This is a genomic window from Enterococcus sp. DIV1420a (genome assembly GCF_051712165.1).
Lineage (GTDB): Bacteria > Bacillota > Bacilli > Lactobacillales > Enterococcaceae > Enterococcus > Enterococcus faecalis.
Genome location: NZ_JBIOOI010000001.1, coordinates 1,969,033 through 1,984,831, shown reverse-complemented (window position 1 = coordinate 1,984,831; position 15,799 = coordinate 1,969,033). Strand labels below are relative to the sequence as shown.

17 protein-coding genes and 1 other RNA gene are annotated in these 15,799 nt (G+C 36.0%); 7 read left to right on the top strand and 11 right to left on the bottom strand.

The window, feature by feature from the left end; genetic code table 11:
* Window positions 1-43: 43 nt before the first annotated feature.
* The 4 genes from lepB to IGI80_RS09955 form a co-directional block, all read right to left on the bottom strand.
* The gene (gene lepB, locus IGI80_RS09970) at window positions 44-592 is read right to left on the bottom strand and encodes a signal peptidase I (RefSeq protein ID WP_002358039.1); all 549 of its coding nucleotides are present in this window, start codon (window positions 590-592) and stop codon (window positions 44-46) included.
* Between the two features lie 220 nt (window positions 593-812).
* A complete protein-coding gene (locus tag IGI80_RS09965; protein ID WP_282851396.1) occupies window positions 813-1,532 on the bottom strand; it encodes a LutC/YkgG family protein in 720 nt (239 codons plus the stop codon).
* A complete protein-coding gene (locus IGI80_RS09960; RefSeq protein ID WP_002358041.1) occupies window positions 1,525-2,997 on the bottom strand; it encodes a LutB/LldF family L-lactate oxidation iron-sulfur protein in 1,473 nt (490 codons plus the stop codon). The genes IGI80_RS09965 and IGI80_RS09960 overlap by 8 nt, the downstream gene beginning before the upstream one ends.
* A gap of 12 nt (window positions 2,998-3,009) precedes the next feature.
* On the bottom strand, window positions 3,010-3,771 hold the full coding sequence (locus IGI80_RS09955; protein WP_438723347.1) for a (Fe-S)-binding protein: 762 nt from the start codon (window positions 3,769-3,771) through the stop codon (window positions 3,010-3,012).
* Window positions 3,772-4,140: 369 nt separating this feature from the next.
* On the opposite strand from IGI80_RS09955, the gene IGI80_RS09950 reads away from it, so the two are divergent.
* From IGI80_RS09950 to IGI80_RS09935, 4 genes are all read left to right on the top strand, one after another.
* Complete coding sequence (locus IGI80_RS09950; protein ID WP_002386008.1) at window positions 4,141-4,428, top strand: hypothetical protein; 288 nt, start codon at window positions 4,141-4,143, stop codon at window positions 4,426-4,428.
* A gap of 485 nt (window positions 4,429-4,913) precedes the next feature.
* Window positions 4,914-5,099: a hypothetical protein gene (locus tag IGI80_RS09945; protein WP_002358046.1), complete on the top strand. Its 186-nt coding sequence runs from the start codon at window positions 4,914-4,916 to the stop codon at window positions 5,097-5,099.
* Between the two features lie 170 nt (window positions 5,100-5,269).
* Window positions 5,270-6,622: an amino acid permease gene (locus IGI80_RS09940; protein ID WP_002382100.1), complete on the top strand. Its 1,353-nt coding sequence runs from the start codon at window positions 5,270-5,272 to the stop codon at window positions 6,620-6,622.
* Between the two features lie 109 nt (window positions 6,623-6,731).
* Window positions 6,732-7,133: a YxeA family protein gene (locus IGI80_RS09935; RefSeq protein WP_033658942.1), complete on the top strand. Its 402-nt coding sequence runs from the start codon at window positions 6,732-6,734 to the stop codon at window positions 7,131-7,133.
* On the opposite strand, the gene IGI80_RS09930 is transcribed toward IGI80_RS09935, so the two are convergent.
* The 3 genes from IGI80_RS09930 to IGI80_RS09920 all read right to left on the bottom strand — a co-directional run bounded on the left by IGI80_RS09930 (window position 7,130) and on the right by IGI80_RS09920 (window position 11,819).
* Window positions 7,130-7,864 (bottom strand): class I SAM-dependent methyltransferase, encoded by a 735-nt coding sequence (locus IGI80_RS09930; protein ID WP_075582632.1) that lies wholly within the window; start codon window positions 7,862-7,864, stop codon window positions 7,130-7,132. The two genes, IGI80_RS09935 and IGI80_RS09930, sit on opposite strands and share 4 nt — an antisense overlap.
* A 69-nt stretch (window positions 7,865-7,933) precedes the next feature.
* Window positions 7,934-9,529, bottom strand: coding sequence for an ATP-binding cassette domain-containing protein (locus IGI80_RS09925; RefSeq protein ID WP_438723345.1), 1,596 nt, complete (start codon window positions 9,527-9,529; stop codon window positions 7,934-7,936).
* Window positions 9,530-9,653: 124 nt separating this feature from the next.
* A complete protein-coding gene (locus tag IGI80_RS09920; RefSeq protein WP_438723344.1) occupies window positions 9,654-11,819 on the bottom strand; it encodes a collagen binding domain-containing protein in 2,166 nt (721 codons plus the stop codon).
* Between the two features lie 334 nt (window positions 11,820-12,153).
* Between IGI80_RS09920 and IGI80_RS09915 the strand changes: the two genes are divergently transcribed.
* Together IGI80_RS09915 and ssrA are read left to right on the top strand one after the other, a co-directional pair.
* Entirely contained in the window at window positions 12,154-12,459 is a 306-nt protein-coding gene (locus IGI80_RS09915) for a DUF898 family protein (RefSeq protein WP_002360604.1), read from the top strand.
* Window positions 12,460-12,597: 138 nt separating this feature from the next.
* Window positions 12,598-12,964, top strand: a transfer-messenger RNA (tmRNA) gene (gene ssrA, locus IGI80_RS09910).
* A 134-nt stretch (window positions 12,965-13,098) separates the two neighbouring features.
* On the opposite strand, the gene IGI80_RS09905 is transcribed toward ssrA, so the two are convergent.
* The 3 genes from IGI80_RS09905 to IGI80_RS09895 all read right to left on the bottom strand — a co-directional run bounded on the left by IGI80_RS09905 (window position 13,099) and on the right by IGI80_RS09895 (window position 14,344).
* Window positions 13,099-13,284, bottom strand: a complete 186-nt coding sequence (locus tag IGI80_RS09905; RefSeq protein ID WP_002384733.1) for a hypothetical protein — start codon at window positions 13,282-13,284, stop codon at window positions 13,099-13,101.
* Window positions 13,269-13,781, bottom strand: a complete 513-nt coding sequence (gene entV / locus IGI80_RS09900) for an enterococcin EntV (protein WP_002358120.1) — start codon at window positions 13,779-13,781, stop codon at window positions 13,269-13,271. Before entV ends, IGI80_RS09905 begins: the two co-directional genes overlap by 16 nt.
* A gap of 359 nt (window positions 13,782-14,140) precedes the next feature.
* On the bottom strand, window positions 14,141-14,344 hold the full coding sequence (locus tag IGI80_RS09895; protein WP_002381996.1) for a DUF378 domain-containing protein: 204 nt from the start codon (window positions 14,342-14,344) through the stop codon (window positions 14,141-14,143).
* Window positions 14,345-14,539: 195 nt separating this feature from the next.
* Between IGI80_RS09895 and IGI80_RS09890 the strand changes: the two genes are divergently transcribed.
* Complete coding sequence (locus tag IGI80_RS09890; protein WP_002358125.1) at window positions 14,540-14,833, top strand: hypothetical protein; 294 nt, start codon at window positions 14,540-14,542, stop codon at window positions 14,831-14,833.
* Between the two features lie 67 nt (window positions 14,834-14,900).
* On the opposite strand, the gene srtC is transcribed toward IGI80_RS09890, so the two are convergent.
* The gene (gene srtC, locus IGI80_RS09885; protein WP_002407084.1) at window positions 14,901-15,755 is read right to left on the bottom strand and encodes an Ebp pilus assembly class C sortase; all 855 of its coding nucleotides are present in this window, start codon (window positions 15,753-15,755) and stop codon (window positions 14,901-14,903) included.
* Window positions 15,756-15,799: the final 44 nt, after the last annotated feature.

Here is a 15,799-nt window from a genome sequence, read left to right as displayed (position 1 = left end):
GTTTTTACACATTTCCGTCCTTCTCTTTTACTCATTGTATCTTTTATTGTTTTGACACTTCTGGTATTGGACCAAACCGTGAGAATGGCCACATAACGAATTTCACTTCACCCAAAATATCTTTTTTATGAATAAAACCAATGACACGACCGTCTTTTGAATTCCGTCGATTATCACCTAAAACAAAGTAGCTATCTGCTGGTACTTTTTCTTTTAATGAAAAATCGCCTGTCAAAGGTTGACCATCTGTTAAGGCTTTTTTAAATTCATCTAAATAGGGTTCGTCAACTTCTTTTCCATTGATGTACAACGTATCATCCTTGTACGCAATTGTATCTCCAGGTAAACCAATCACACGTTTAATATAATTTTTATCTGGTTCATCTGGCGCTGGGAAAGTAATAATATCGAAACGATTAATTTCTGTGTTTTTTAACGTAATTACCCGTTCACCATCTGCTAACGTTGGATCCATTGAATGACCTCTCACTACGACAGGCGTAAATACAAATTGTCTCAGTAAAAACAGACCCAAAGCTAAACAGGCAAAAAAGACGACTGTTTTAATTAATTCTTTTGATTTCAAACTCATTCCTCCAAAAACCTTATTATCTTATGTCTCATATTCTACCACAAAGTAAATCAATCCTATAGTGCTTAACACCCAATTAATTTTTATGTACGCTTTTTTTACAAAATGGTCAGAAAAAAAACGTATTTCTTTCAAATTTGATTCTTACTTTTTTGATCCTGCTCATAAAAAAAGCATAATCAATTCTAAAAAGGGCTGAATTGATTATGCTTCTAGCGTTTTAGCGATCCATCACAACCACGTAACAAACTTCTAAAGGACCATGCAACCCGACAACCAGTTGCATTTCAATATCTCCTGAATTAGAAGGCCCTGAAATAAAGTGAATCGCTGAGCCGATTTTTTTGCCTTTTTCTATTTTTTCTGTATAAAAAGCTGCTGGCTGAGTCGAACGTGGAACGAGTTTGCTAAACGGTATAATTGAAATGTAATGCTTCGGTAAAAAATGTAAGGCTCTGCCTTGTCCCGCATTGGACTCCACCACAATCGTTCCTGATTCAGCTAGTAAAAACTCAGCAAAGGCAATCGCGATATTTGCCTGAGCAGCTGTTTGAATATTCGCTTCTCGTTGCTCACTTCCAGGTTGCCATTGCTTAACAGAAACAGCCTCTAATGACTTAGCTAAATCAGCTAATCCATAGGCTTCAAAACGTGCATCTGTTGGCAATAAAAGATTGCCCCCACCAAACTCAGCAACAATTTGCTGAATCGTCGTCAGTAAATTTTCTTGTGTGGTTTCCACTAAGTTCGTGTGAATCGTTTCCACACGCTCCTTCACAATCGTTAATAGCTCTGCTGGTGTTTTATCTGCCAACTGTTCTTCTGGTAAATGATTAACTGGCTCAAATGGATGGGCCGAAACAGGCTGTTTTTCTACGCCTAATTTTTCTCGTAGATTTTGTAAAAAAGGTTCTCGATTTTGAATCGCTTCGTTAGTCATTTTTTTCACCTTCTTGATGTTTTTTGAACCAACTTCTGAAGTTTTCTGAAGATTTTGGTGGTCTTGGCAAATCACGAACATCGGTCCAACCTTTTACTAACCCTGGTCCTTTATCAAGGTAGCCCCCATGATTGTACATGTTTTCAACAGTAATTTCTTTTTGTTTACTTAAAATGCCCGCTGCAGCATGATCGACTTTCATGGCTGCTTTAAACATTGCTGGTGAACCAGTGGCTTTACCTACCATACGCATTTGGAAATCTTCAAATCCATGTTTCATTTTCAGATCATCGGTCATCACTTTACGATGTTCAATTAATAATTCGTGCAATGGAATTTTCACAGGACACGTTTCCGTACATGCCCCACAAAGACTAGACGCATAAGGCAATTCCCCAAACTGTTTATATCCACCTAAAATTGGAGAAAGCACAGCACCAATTGGTCCTGGATAAATAGAGCCATAACCGTGCCCTCCAATATGGCGATAGACCGGACAAACATTCAGACAAGACCCACAACGAATACACTGTAAGACTGGCTGAAAGGCTGTTCCTAACGCTTTTGAACGTCCGTTATCCAAAATGACCACGTGAAATTCTTCTGGACCATCGGATTCATCCGCATTTTTTTGCCCGGCAAACGTCACATACGTTGTTAAATTTTGACCAACGGCACTTCTGGCTAAAAGGTTATCTAAAACCTCTGCTTCACGCATTGTTGGTACGATTCTTTCCATTCCCATTAACACGATTTGTGTCTTAGGAATACTGATGGTCAAATCAGCATTTCCTTCATTTGTATTTAAGTTAATTAAGCCGCTATCCGCAATAGCGAAATTACAACCTGTAATGCCAATCTCCGCTTCCAAAAAGAATTTGCGCATCACTTCTCGTGCACAGCGTGCCAAATTTACTGGGTCATTATCTCCTTGATACCCTAATTTTTTCGCAAAAACCTGACGAATCTGTTCGCGATTTTTATGAATACTTGGGAAAACAATATGTGACGGCTCATCCCAGTCATCCATTTGTAAAATGAATTCCGCCAAGTCTGTTTCCATCACACTGACATCGTCTAATCCCAATAACATTGGATCAATATCGACTTCGGTCGTCACCATTGATTTAGATTTCACAATTTTTTTCGCCTTTTTTTCTAGAACCACTTGTTTCACATATTCATTGGCCTCTTCGGCGGTTTGAGCAAAAAAGACTTTGCCACCTCGTTTGGCGACGTTATCACTGAACTCTTCTAAATAGTCAGGCAGATACTGAATTGTATGTTGGCGAATTTGTTCTCCCAGTTCACGCCATTGTGGCCAATTGCCTAAAGCTTCCCGCGCACCTTCTCGTTTCTCCCATTGGGCATCTTGTGCTTTGGCGACAGCCTTTTGCATAAACACATCTTTTTTACTTTCTTCAATTCGTTCACTTAACGGCTTATTGCTCGTTGATAATCCCACAGTTCTTCCCCCTTACCCTACCGATATGATTTGTGGTTGGTTCATGCGTGATTCATCCACTTCGTGATTAAGGACTTCTGCAATATGCATAATCTTAATCTTTTTCCCATCACGATTGAATTTACCCCCGATATTCATCAGGCAACCCATATCCGCACTAATTAAAATTTCTGCGCCTGTATCAATCACATCGTTCATTTTTTCCGTCACCATTTGTTCAGAAATAGCTGGCATTTTCACTGAAAACGTTCCGCCAAATCCGCAACAATTTTCAAGATGTCCTAAAGGAATCATTTCTAATCCTTTCACATGATCCAACAAAACAAAAGGCGATTCTCGTTCATTTAAAATTCGCGTCATATGACAAGAACGATGATAAGTGGCTTTCCCATGTAACGTTGCGCCAACATCTTTGACCCCTAAGACACGATAAAGAAACTGACTAAACTCATAAGTTCGCTCAGCTAAACGTTGTGCTTTTGGTCCATAAATAGGATCATCTGCTAAAAATTTGTGGTATTCTTTCATCATGCCGACACAAGACCCCGCAGGTCCCACCACATAATCGGCACCGTCAAAACTATCAATTTGATTCTTAAGCGTTGTCGTGCTCTCTGTCACATAGCCACTATTGTACGTTGGCTGACCACAACACGTTTGGCTTGTTGGTAAAACCATTTCACAGCCATACCGTTCCAAAACCTCTACCATTGCTTGCCCTACATTTGGAAAAAGTAAATCCACCACGCATGTCGAAAATATACTCACTTTCACGCAAAATAACCTCCTCGTTTTCTACGAAAAGGCTCCATGAAATTAATTGGGCGGCTGTCATTAAAAGTCACTTGGCTGTCGTCTCTAACTACTTCACAGTGCCTTTTCAACAAATACGTTATTTGTAACAAAAATCGTTTTTTAAAATGATTCTTATACAATAATTATTTTACCAGTATCTGGTTTTAACAGCAAACGATTCCAGAAATTTTGTGCATTTTCACACAAAAAAGGAGGCTTTTTTATAAAAGTTTCTTTTAACCCCTTTGAAATTCGTTTTTTCTGAAGAAAAGAGTGACGAAATTTTGAAATTTTGGTAAACTAAGAAAAAACGAGAAACGAGGGCCATGCATGTTCATTTCATTTAACATGTTTATTCTATTAATTGTTGCAACGATCCTAATGATTTTTCTGATTATCTATTTGACAGTCACTGGAAATGATAAAAATAATAAAAAGAAACAAAAGAAAGAAACAAAAAGAACTACGCCAACTTTAAACAAAAAAACAACTGTCCCCCCTTCTCAGAAGCCAAATGTTGTGACTGATGTTGCCAAAAAGAGCGAGCCGGAAAAGCAAGCCGTACAACGAACACAACAACCAACCACTAGAGAGGACGAGACTTCTCAATTTACACGAAGCCAACGTCATAAATGAAAATGGGCGTGGGATAAAAATCACTTTGGATTTTTACTTCACGCTCAAAAACTGATAAACGGCGGGAACAGAAGCAACACTACGCGTTGCTTCGTTCTCAACAACTTCTAAGAGCTAAACCTCTAAGAGTTGAAGGTCCTTCGGAAATAAGCCGAAATTGTTGAAAATCACGAAGAACGTAGTGATTCGATGATGAACAATACCTACTTGGTCTCCAAAAATTATAGAACAATTTTCAGAAATCCCTTCTTATTGCTGAGAAACACTATTTGCAAAGCAAATAGATGTTAAACAGTACCTACTTGGTTCTAGGAGTTAAACACTTCTGTCCCGACCTCATTTTCTAATTCTTAAGATAATCAGCTGAACAAAAAATCCGCTAGTGGTTTCACTTTTTCTTTTAATTAATGATAGTTTATTCTTCTTTTCAGGTGTATACTAAATGATTGAAAAGAGACTTTAACTAATTAGGAAGAGGTGATTTTTTGTCTGCAAAGCGGTTTATTCAATTATTCATTTGTTATGCTATTTCAATGATTGTCGCAATACTTTTAACGGACTTATTTAATTTCTCGAGTCCTATAGCTTATTTAGTAGTGGCTAGTATCATCGGCTATGTAGTCATTACTGTTCCATTAACAATTATGACTCTATTAAAAAATAAAAATTAATAAAAAAATTGAGCGATTTTAATCACTTAAATTGCTCGATTTTTTTATTTTCATAATATTTTTCACTTATTTTTTCATTTTCATTGACAGAATAGTTGTAATTGTCAGAAAATTGTATATAATAAAGAAAGTTATTTTCATATTATTTTTTTCAATTAAAGGAGAATCCTATGAGTGAAACACAACAAACAACCTTAAAAAAACAATTAAGCTCGCGCCATATTACGATGTTAGCCTTAGGGGGAGCGATTGGCGCAGGTCTTTTTAAAGGAAGTGGCGAAGCAATTGGTATTGCTGGTCCTTCTGTTTTAATCGCCTTTCTAATTGGCGGTGCTGTTCTCTTCATCGTCATGAGTGGTTTAGGAAAACTCGTTTTAGATGGCGGAGACACACATCATGGTTTGTCTGGCTTAGTTCGACCATTTTTAGGTGCACATTCTGCTGACTTTATTGATTGGGTTTATTATTCCATGTGGACAATTAATATTATCGCAGAAGCGGTTGCCGCAGCTTCCTTTTTACAACTTTGGTTTCCTAATATTCCTGCTTGGTTTTTTGTTTTTATTTTAGCTATTTTAACGACGCTCATTAATCTTTACTCGGTTCGTTTATTTGCAGAAACAGAATATTGGTTGGCGTTTGCTAAAATTAGTGTCATCATTTTGTTAATTATTTTTGGTGTTTATCTGGTGGGACAACAAATGCTAGGCAGTGGTGTCTTCCCTACTTTACAAAGTATCACCGATCATGGTGGCTTCGCCCCACATGGCATGAAAGGTATTGTTAATTCTTTATTAGTAGTTATTTATTCTTATGGCGGTTCAGAATTAATCGCGATCACTGTCAGTGAAGCAGATGATCCTAAAAAAGCCATTCCTAAAGCGATTCGTGGTGTGATGGGACGGATTATTTCCTTCTATATCATTCCATTATTCTTACTTTTGATTATTTTCCCTTGGAATACATTAGCAGGCACAACGGTGAGTCCCTTTGTTATGGTTTTTGAAAAAATGAATATTCCTTTTGCTGCTGACATCGTAAATTTTGTGATTATTTTAGCCTTGTTTTCTTCTATTAATTCTGGGGTATACGCCTCTTCTCGCCTTTTATATTTTCGCTTAAAAGATAAAAAAGGACCCATGAGTAAACTAGCGGTTTTAAACAAGCACCAAGTACCTCAACGTTCAGTTTTCTTCTGCGCCAGTGTTTTATATCTGGGCGTTATTCTTTCTTATTTTGTTGGTGATGAATTATTTGGTTACTTAGCCGGTTCTCTCTCTTACACTGTCTTGCTAATTTGGATTTTAATTAGCGCTGCGGCGTTTGTTCTTTCTTTAAAACGAGGGTCTCTCTTTGAAAAAAGTATTAATCTCCTTGCTTTAATCATTTTAGGACTCATCTTTATTGGCATCTTATTTACAAATTCGTTAGGCGTTACTCTTTTAACAGGCCTATTGTACTTTGTTATTTTCTTTAGTTATCGTAAGAAAAATGATTCCTTTCTACTCTCTGATGAAAGCTAAATAGACCAAAAAAACGAACAGTTTTGTAAGACAACTGTTCGTTTTTTCGATGTTCCATCTCCTTCTTCTTTTGCTATGCTATTTTTGTAAATTGTTAGGAGGACAAAAAATGAAAAAAATCGGCGCTATTTTATTTATTGGCTTATTTATTGTTGGTGGTTATACAGGCTATCGTTATTATACAGATACATATAAGGGTGAAAAAGCCTATGCACAAGTTCCTCTAGAAATTCCTGAACGAAAACAAACAGTAGATGACAATCAAAAAAGCATAGATGGCCAATATTCTTTACACTATCGACTAACTTTTGTTAAAAGTAATGGAAAAACACAAGTCATGGATTACGAACGGACAGACAAAAATCCTCAACCTTTGGAACCAAATGCTTACATAGAAGCAACCATTAGTAAAAAAAGAATCATCCAATCTCCTGTCAAAATTGATAAAAAAGAGATTCCAGAAAAAGCTTTCGCACAATTAAATAACCGAAAAACAACCAGCGATAATTAGTCATCGCTGGTTGTTTTTTTACATGGAATAACAATTAATTCATAAATAATGGTACGCTGATTTTGCTTAATTTCATGAGAACCAAAAATTTCTTGTATGCGTTGTTCTAAAATTGGAACTGACCATTGTTCTTCAAAATAGTTGCGGAAAAAGTCTTTTGAAATAGCTTCTGATGCTTCAAAGAAAAATTTTTTTGTGAAAAAAGGTCGCTGTTCTTTTTTTAGAAATGCTTTGTATTGTGCCATCCAATTTAACTGCGGGTTGCTCTCTTGCTCAAAAGGAGAAAACAACGAATCTTGCTCTTCCACTAGCCGAAATATAAGACACCATTCTTCACTTAATTGGCACAATGCATTAACTTTTTCCGGCGTATCCAAAGCAGGGTTCATCGCTGAAAAAACGACTTGAAATTTTTTCCCAGTCTCAATCAGTCTTTCTTGGCTTTGGTGAAGAAAAACAACGTTGCTTTGTGCTTTTGCTTCCGCAATCTCCAACATTCTCTGAGAAATATCGGCTAGCGTATACTCCGTGACTTGCTCTTGAAAAAAAGGTAAGTATCGTCCTGTCCCACCTGCGATATCCAGAAATGTCTGACACGGAAAAAGACCTTCTTGGACCAAGAAATCACGTAATTCTCGGGCAATTGGAAATGGCGATTCTTGTTGAATTTCTTCATATTCTTCTGCAAATTCATCCCAAAATTCCGCTAATTCTTGCTCATTATTATTCATCAACAGTTGCCCCTTTCTCTCAATTCTTATAAAAAGTGTAGCAAAAGAAGCGCCAAACAGCTAACAAGTTCACTCATTTAAATCAATAATTTCATCTACAAATCGCAGGGTTTTAGGTCGATGAGTAACCAAAATAGTCAACTTATTGTGGGTAAATTTTTGTACTTCTTGTAACACTTTTTCTTCGGTCTTTTCGTCCAATGCAGAAGTCGCCTCATCTAAAATAAGGATCTCTGCTTGTGTAAATGCTAAGCGTGTGAAAGCAATCCGTTGTTTTTCACCACCAGAAAAATTCATTCCTTTTTCACTCACAATAGTGTTTAAACTTTCCGGTAACCGTTCATAAAGTTCCCCCAACTGAAAACGATACATAGCTTCAATTACTTGTTCATCAGAAATTTCTTGATTAAATACAATATTTTCTTTCAACGTTCCTTGAAATATTGGCACATCTTGAGATAAATAAAAAACTTTTTCATAATAATCTTCCAAATTGAATTGTGTTAGAGGAAATTGATTCACATAAACTGTCCCCTCTGTCGGCTTCAATAATCCTAAAATCAATTTAATCAGGGTAGATTTGCCTGTCCCACTTTTTCCAATCAAGCCATAGGTTTTGTTCATTGAAAATTGTCGATTTTGTTGGGACATAATCGTTTGACTATCTACGCTAAAACACACCTCTTTTAATGAAATTGTTTGAATTTCAGGTAACGCTTTGCCTGGAACCGCTAAGTCAGGATCATCTTCTTTTTTATAAAAATCTTCCAAGCGCTGATAGGCTACTTTATCCAAATTATATTGAACAAATAAAACATTAAATATGGCTATCGGCGTATAAATTCGATCGATATACATCACTATCGCTACAAGTCCACCTAAACTCAATGTCACAACGTTAGTAAAACTAAGTACGACAATGCTTACTTTGATAAGTGCGACTAACAAGGCAAAAAAGCCAAAGAAAAATTCATGGATCATAGTCATTTTTGTTATATTTTGACTATTTTCCTCTGCCATTAACGCGTAATTTTCAATCTCTTTTTTATATTTTCGATTAATTCTAAAAGTTACTAGTTCTGTCATCCCTCGTATCAAAGTAGCATTCATTGCTTCTTCAGAAATAAGTGTTTTTTCTTTCATTTTTTGTAGCGTTTTCAAAAGTATTTTGGTTAAAATAAATACAATCACATAACCAATTAGAATTGCTGGTAATAATTTTTTATCAATCAATGCTATGAAAAATAAATTAAATAACGTCTCTGGAATTAGCTCTCGAAATAAGCGCCCATAAAAATTCAAGTGGATATTTCTCCCAGCTGCTGCACCAACTTCTACTTTTTGTAGTAAAGCCCCCGCTCCCAGTTTTAGATATTCTTCATAGGAAATCTTGCTCATTTTTATTAAACTTAATTTCTTCAAATAAAAATAGATACCATTAGTTAAGTAAGCTTTCGGTTTCTGTTCACAGTAAGACAATAGCGGAATTAAAATAATTGTTGTTCCATACGCTACTAACAACCCTAGTTGGAAACTTTTTTGATAATGATCTAACAACTGTTGAAAAAAATAAATTGCTAAAGCACTACATAATGAAACAATCACACCAATCAAAATGTACCAAGTGAAGCTTTTCTGAAAGTGCGACCATATTTTTTTAGTCATTTACTCCCTCCTTTTCGAGCAGTACATACCTTACTGTAGCATAGTTTTTGATTGGCGCCTATCAGCAATTTATCTCCAGATAATAGAAAAGCCCCCCAGCGAAAGCTGGATGGCTTTTCTATTGTTAATTCTTTCTGATTTGTAGATAACTTACACCTAAAACGGCAAATGTACTTGCCAGTATTCCTGCTATTAGCATAAACGGTGTTTTTGTTGTGCCTGTTTTGGGAAGTTCTCGTTGCCCGTTTGCTTCATTTAATTTTTGAATTGGTTCACTAAGAAGTTGGGGAGCCAACTGTGGGCTTCCTTCATTTTTCACTGTATTTAATGGAGCGTTTAGTATTTGTGGTTGATTTTTTGATGTAACATTTTTATTTTTCTCCACAGTTGTTTCTGTGGATGGCTGTTTTTTCTCAGTTGTAGTAATTTCTTTTGTTGGTGAGACATGAACTTCTGGCTGGCTGCTTTCTGCAGTTTCTGTTGCGCCATTCTCTTCAGTTGTTACGCTTGGTTTTTCAGGTATGATTGGTGCAATTGTACCTAACGTTTCACTTTCATCTGGATTTTCTTCTTCTGTTGGCGACACATGAACTTCTGGTTGGCTGCTTTCTGCCGTTTCCGTTGTGCCATTCTCTTCAGTTGTCACACTTGGTTTTTCAGGTATGATTGGCTCAATCGTGCCTAGTGTTTCACTTTCATCTAGATTTTCTTCTTCTGTTGGTGAGACATGAACTTCTGGTTGGCTGCTTTCTGCGGTTTCTGTTGTGCCGTTCTCTTCAGTTGTCACACTTGGTTTTTCAGGTATGATTGGTGCAATCGTGCCTAGTGTTTCACTTTCATCTGGATTTTCTTCTTCCGTTGGCGACACATGGACTTCTGGTTGGCTGCTTTCTGCCGTTTCCGTTGTGCCATTCTCTTCAGTTGTCACACTTGGTTTTTCAGGTATGATTGGCTCAATCGTGCCTAGTGTTTCACTTTCATCTAGATTTTCTTCTTCTGTTGGAGAGACATGAACTTCTGGTTGGCTGCTTTCTGCCGTTTCTGTTACGCCATTCTCTTCAGTTGTCACACTTGGTTTTTCAGGTATGATTGGTTCAATTGTACCTAACGTTTCACTTTCATCTGGATTCTCTTCTTCTGTTGGTGAGACATGAACTTCTGGTTGGCTGCTTTCTGCCGTTTCTGTTGTGTCTGTCTTTTCACTTGTTTCTGTTGCCTGTTCCGAAGTAGGTGTCTTTGGTTCCCATTCTTCTATTGTCTCTAAAGGAATGTCTAGACTTTCTTCTGTTGGCATATCCACATTTTGATTGCCGCTTGCCTCGCCTTCTACAAAAACATTTTTAACCTGTGATGTATTTTTTTCATTCGTTGCGTCTTGATTGTTTAGTTGATAATTGATGTCATAACTATTTTCAAATGTTGCTTGATGTTGGCCTGCTTCTGTGATTGTCGAAGTGTAACGGACGATAAAGGAAGTAAAGCGTGCTTTATCCCGATAAAAACGTAAATTAAAGTCATTATCTGTCACGAAGTCAATTTTGCCATAACCTTGTTGCTCAAACTCGGCAAGTGAAATATATTTAGTTTCTTTGTCATTCACAATATCAAATGTAAAACTCTCTTTATTTAATTGTTGACCACTTCCTTGTCGATCCGCAATTGAAATATCTTCTGTGACATCGGATTTATTGAGGTTCACATTTAAAAACCAACGTACTTGATTTGACTCTCCAGCCAAATCGCCTACTTTATAAAAAAACGGATAGTCTCGCTCAATTTGGCCAGTCTCTGTGTTAGTCACTCCTTCAATCGTCAAACGTTGAGTCGCCGTTGCTGTTCCGAAATCCGTTTCTATCACATTCGGTTGCGAACTATTGGTGATAAGCGTTTTAATCCCGAAAGAAAAATGCCCATTCACATTATGTAAAGATTCAACTTTTTCATTAAATGTTGCTACAACATGATCTTTATAGATAAAAACTTCCCCTAAACCATTTAAATTGATTTTTCGTGGTGAGCCATCGTTCTCGGTCATTCCAACTAGTTCGTCTGGTAAAGTTAAAGTAATAGTATCGCCAGGTTTTATTTTCTGATTTTCTTTGTCACTAAAAGATACTTTAATGGAGGTCATCTCCCCTTGATATAAAGTAGTGTGATCTAATTCTACTTTGTCAACGATTGGACTTTTGCTCAATTCGGCGCCAAACGAAATTGGACCTATCAATAACGCCCCCGCAATTGGTAGAATCATTACCAACAGTAACACTAAAAATTTTACACTTTTTGTCATAAAAAATTATTCACCCTTCTTTTCTCTTATTTTTTCCACTTAGTGGTCTTTTTCAGAAGTTGACAATAGCAAAAAGATATGTCTCGTACAATATTAATGCTCATTTAAGTAGCCTTTTTTTTAAATTTCTAATTCACTTCCTAAGGAAAACGTTTTATTATGGTAGTTACATTAGATAACATTTGTTACAAAATATCTAATGCTGCTAAGTTTGAGTTGCATAAATAACATATTTCACATCAATAATGAATAAAAATACTTATTTCATCCTCATTTTGTTTCCCAGGCCATTTATTCTTGTTATAATAAAGTTTATGAGATAAGGAGGAAAAGAATGAAAAATTCATATTTTGACGGTGGTTTAGCAACGTATATCGGGACTTCAATTTTAGCAACCTTGATTACTGTCTTTACATTAGGCATTTGCGCACCTTGGGGAATTTGTATGATGTACAACTGGAAAATCAAGCATACCGTTATTGATGGTAAACGCCTTTATTTTGACGGTACAGCTATGCAATTATTCGGTCATTGGATTAAATGGCTTTTATTAACTATAATTACTTTAGGAATTTATGGTTTTTGGTTGAATATCCGTTTGCAACAATGGATTACAAAACATACCCACACACTTTCATAAAAAGAGGAAGGATGAACTGAGTTACGGTCCATCCTTCCTCTTTTTATGAATATCTAACAGAGTGTTATCCTACTCTTTGAAAAAACAAGGAATTTATGCTATACTTTGATAAGTATCAAGGGATACTTATGTTATTTCGGGGGCGTTACGGATTCGACAGGCATAGTTGAGCTTGAATTGCGTTTCGTAGGTTACGGCTACGTTAAAACGTTACAGTTAAATATAACTGCTAAAAACGAAAACAATTCTTTCGCTTTAGCTGCCTAAAAACCAGCTAGCGAAGATCCTCCCGGCATCGCCCATGTGCTCGGGTCAGGGTCCTAATCGAAGTGGGATACGCTAAATTTTTCCGTCTGTAAAATTTAGAGGAGCTTACCAGACTAGCAATACAGAATGCCTGTCACTCGGCACGCTGTAAAGCGAACCTTTAAATGAGTGTCTATGAACGTAGAGATTTAAGTGGCAATATGTTTGGACGCGGGTTCGACTCCCGCCGTCTCCATTTTTAGAAAAGTAGAGAAAAACAAAAAAGAGCTAAAACCTTATAAAATAAAGGTTTTAGCTCTTTTTTTCTATAAGCAAGAGAAGGCTCGTTACCTCCTCTTACACTTCCTATCACATTATCTTTCTAAAACCACTTCATTTTCTTTTTCTATTGGTGATTTTGGGTATTGCATAGAACATGGCTAAAAATATTATTGTTATCAAAAGAGTTTTTAAGATTTCAATTTCTCCTGAATCTATCCAAGTATACACAAAAGCGATGATAAAAGTAATTACTATTTCCGTAACATGATCTTTTAAATTCATTAGCTTAGCCCACATTGAACTGCCCATAAAGCTAGTTGTCCAGCTACAATAATAGCATTCGTCTTTAACCCATTGGCTTTAGCGAAGCGTAATACAGTCACTGCTAATTCTTTCCAGGCTTTCTTTTGTGCAGCTTTTACAATTGCGCTGATACTAATCATTGCAAAAAACTCATCTTTGATTTTGTTAGCAACGCAACTTCCTAATGCATTCCAATTAAAACGTGCTTGAACTACTGTTGAAGCATCAGAAATATTTACATTTAATTCTTCCTCAACTGAAGAAATCTCTTGCTGAGCAAAATTATTTTTGACATAGTTTTTAAAGTTATCTTCCGTCACTCCATTCGCATACATTTCTTCCAGTCCTTTTGCTACAGCCTCAACTTCTGAATCCTCTAGCTGGTCAGATGCATAAACACTTGTACCAGCGCTGATAAAAATACCTAATGTCATTAGTAATGCCATCGCCAAACAAAAAAATTTAGCCTTTTTTGTCACCTGTAATTCCATAAATAAATCCCTACTTTCTTTTTCCTTGTTATAATCATAACAAGGAAAAAGATAATTTATCATCAAAATCCCTATTTGATGCTTATATTTTCCTATATATCCTAGAGCTGATTTTTCTCACTAGTGATCACATCAATTTGAACTAATGATTCAAAAAAAGACACAGGTTATTTGAGGTACGTTCGAGGTAATGCTAGGTTCTATTTTGAAAACAACGCAGCTCTCTTGAAATATTTTTTGAGCTTGTCTAAACCTTCTGAAACGAATATAGAAAATAAAAAAAGAGTCCCCTTTCTCAAGGAAACTCTCAATTGCTAAGTCAAAATAACTTCACGTTATCTAAATCTTTTAAATCAATCCTATGGTTCGCGGAACAAAGGAGCTAAAAACTTAATAGAATAAATCGCACAAATTCCGACAATAATATAGATAATTTTTGCTAATGGTGTGGTTGCACCGCCACTAATTGTTGCAACTAAATCAAAATTAAATGCACCAACTAATAACCAGTTTAAACCTCCGACAATCAATAAAATTAAAGCAATAATATCCAGATATTTCATTTTTAACACTCCTTCCAAATTTGATAAGCCAAGAGTAACACGTTTATTCTTTATTTACGAAAATAATGATTCAGGAAAAAAAACTTTTTTCAATTATTTTCTCGAATCATTTTTTCATTATTAAGAATTTTATGATATAACTAAAGAGTAGACAAAAACAGATTCATTATCTCTGATAAGAAATGGTGGTTTATTATGCGTGCTAAGTTATTTTTAATTTTGCGGAATCGAGTGTTATCCCGTGTTGTCTTTGTCATTCTATTTTTACATGTGCTTTTTACCACAAATGATTTCACGGTGTTGCTACTCCTCTTACTATTGAATTATTTACTCACGCTTGAGGATAGCGCGAAAAAAAACAGAAAAATCCAAACTTGGCAGGAATTTAAACAGTCGATTGATTGGCCCTTTGTCGCTTTTTATTCAGGGCTTGCTCTTTTAGTTATTTCGTTAATACTTCTGTTTCTCTGGTTCAATTATGCACGATAAGGAGGATTAAAAATTGAAAAGCTATTTTTTTACTCTTTTTTTTAGTATGTTTAGCCTTTTCGTCATACTACTTTGGTTTTCTGGTCGTCTTTTTCCGCCGCTTGTACCAGATAATGAAGCCGCTAATAATTAACGCACAGGCAATTAAAAGTAATGTCCATAATAGTAAATTTTGTTGTTGTACCACTTTTTTCATCCCCGCTGCTGCTTTTTCTGGTTGATATGGGATACGATGTCCTCGAACTAATAACCGATGACTGTTTATCATATACGGTGTGCAAGTTAATAAAGTGACGAGATCTTGGCCAGACTCAATGTGTAAATCTTTTGTATCAGTTGGTTCAACGGTTTTTATTTGATCTACTTGATAAGCAAGCGTCTTCCCATTAACTTCGATATAAAATTCATCGCCTTTTTTTAATTCTGGCAAATCTGTAAATAATTTGGCTTGTGGGAGACCACGATGGCCTGAAATGACCGCATGTGTATTCGCACCACCTGTAGGATAGGAGGTTCCTTCTAACAAGGAGCTTCCTTTTTCCAATAGCAATGCATTCGTTTTATCAAAAATTGGTAAACGGACATTTATTTTTGGAATGGTTAAAACACCAATCGTATGACTTTCAAAATAGGATTTGTCTGGTTTTTTCGTTGTTTTTTGCGTTTCAGAAAAAGGATCTAATCCAGGATTGCTGCCTTTTTTCGCTAATTCATGGTTTTTCTTTTCCATTTTTTCTTGAAGTTCAGCCATTTCTTTGGTGTTTTCTTGGCTTGCTTTTGCTTGATAATGAGCGATAATTTGTTGATCCAGATAGTTATTTAATGCATCGCTAACAAAAGGATACGCAAATGCACCTATTCCAATAATCAGTAAAAGAATCATAAAACCATCAATGATACGACGTTTCTTTTTTGACTTCATTGCTTCCTCCTTAAAAATAAACCATGAAAGCCTGGGACAGTGAT